Consider the following 1,460-nt stretch of genomic DNA (forward strand, 5'->3'; position numbering starts at 1 on the left):
GGTTTCGCTCTTATGTATGGACTCGCCCCCACTGGCCACCTGTTTTTCAAACACTGCTACCCGGTTGCATCTATGTATAAGGCCTGTTCGAGGAAGCCCTGTCTGCGGCTTCTGGCCGACATTGGTTGAGCTCGCGGTATGCCGATTACATGCAGGCCTCGAAGGCCGGTAAGAGCGCAGGCATCGATCCGCGACGGTCTGACCTGGGGTCAATGTTTTCTAGCAGGGGCTGAAGCGCCGTGGCGCCCCGGTGGCAGAACGCTTTTGTTCAGTGACTTGGCGTAGCTGGCCGGCCATGGGCCGGTTGGCTGCGGTAAGTCTGCTCATTTTGTAGCAGCACCCAAACGATTCGCAGGTTGCGGTTCGCCAAGCGTATCGCCGCTTCCTTGCGGCCTAGCCGAGCCTGCCATCGTTGCAAGCGACGATCGTCGGGCTGCTCCGAATCCGCGCGCAAATGCCTCAATACCGCGTGAGCGCCTTGAACCATCAGGCTGCGCACATAGCTGTCGCCGCGTTTGCTTATCCGGCCCAGGCGAATTTTCTGCCCACTGCTTTTCTGCTCAGGCACCATGCCGAAGTAGGCGGCGAACTGGCGTGCATTGGCGAAGCGCTCAGGGTCGGTCTGCTTGGCCAAAAGCGCAGTGGCGATGATCGGGCCGATCCCGCGCACGGTCATCAGCCGCCGGGCCGTTTTGTCCTCGTTCGCGGCCTTCTCCAGGCGACCGGTCAGGACGTTGACCCGTTCGCCCAGTTGGCGCCACTCACCCAGCAGCTCGTCGATCAGTTCACGCAACATCTCCGGCAACGGTTGAGTGGCATCTTCCAGCACCCGAGGCAGGGTCTGGTTGATCGCCGCATTACCCTGAGCCAGGACAACGCCGTGCTCCATCAGCAAACCGCGCATCTGGTTACTCATGGCTGTGCGCCGACGGACATAACCCTGGCGGGCCCGGTGCAAGGCCTGCATGGCCAGCGCGGTGGCGCTTTTGATGGGGACCGCGGCAATTTTGCTGTCCCGTCCCGCACGCAATATGGCTAATGCATCATTTCGATCATTTTTGGCGCCGCTGCGGTGCTGGGCCACCAGCTGTGCCGGAAGAATCCGCGCCAGATTGCCCTGACCTTGTAGCTGGCGTGCCCATGCTTGAGCGCCTGGACCTGTTTCCACCAGCACTACTACGCTTGGCGGCAGTTGGCGCAGAAAGGCATGAAAGGCTTCACGCGACTTGATGCGTTCTTCGTAAAGCACTTGGCCAAGAGCGTCTTCGCCTGCCACCTGAAAGACCTGCTTGGCCAAATCGACCGCCACTGTCGTGCAGGCCGACAGCTCGCTGGAAGACAAAGACTGTTTAACCGTCGTATGCTTTTTCATGGATTCGCCCTCGCTGTCGGTGGCTTCTTAGACTGCCCCCGTGGCGCATTGACGCCTCGGCGCGGGCGAGTCCATCCAATTACAGCGA

General features: G+C 60.6%; 1 protein-coding gene. It reads right to left on the reverse strand.

Features of this window, described 5'->3' with window-relative positions; genetic code table 11:
• Window positions 1-268 precede the first annotated feature (268 nt).
• Window positions 269-1,327 (reverse strand): IS110 family transposase, encoded by a 1,059-nt coding sequence (locus tag PMI35_RS06125; protein ID WP_086936020.1) that lies wholly within the window; start codon window positions 1,325-1,327, stop codon window positions 269-271.
• Between the last annotated feature and the right edge of the window lie 133 nt (window positions 1,328-1,460).

The sequence above is a fragment of the Pseudomonas sp. GM78 genome, from assembly GCF_000282475.1.
Classification (GTDB): Bacteria; Pseudomonadota; Gammaproteobacteria; order Pseudomonadales; family Pseudomonadaceae; genus Aquipseudomonas.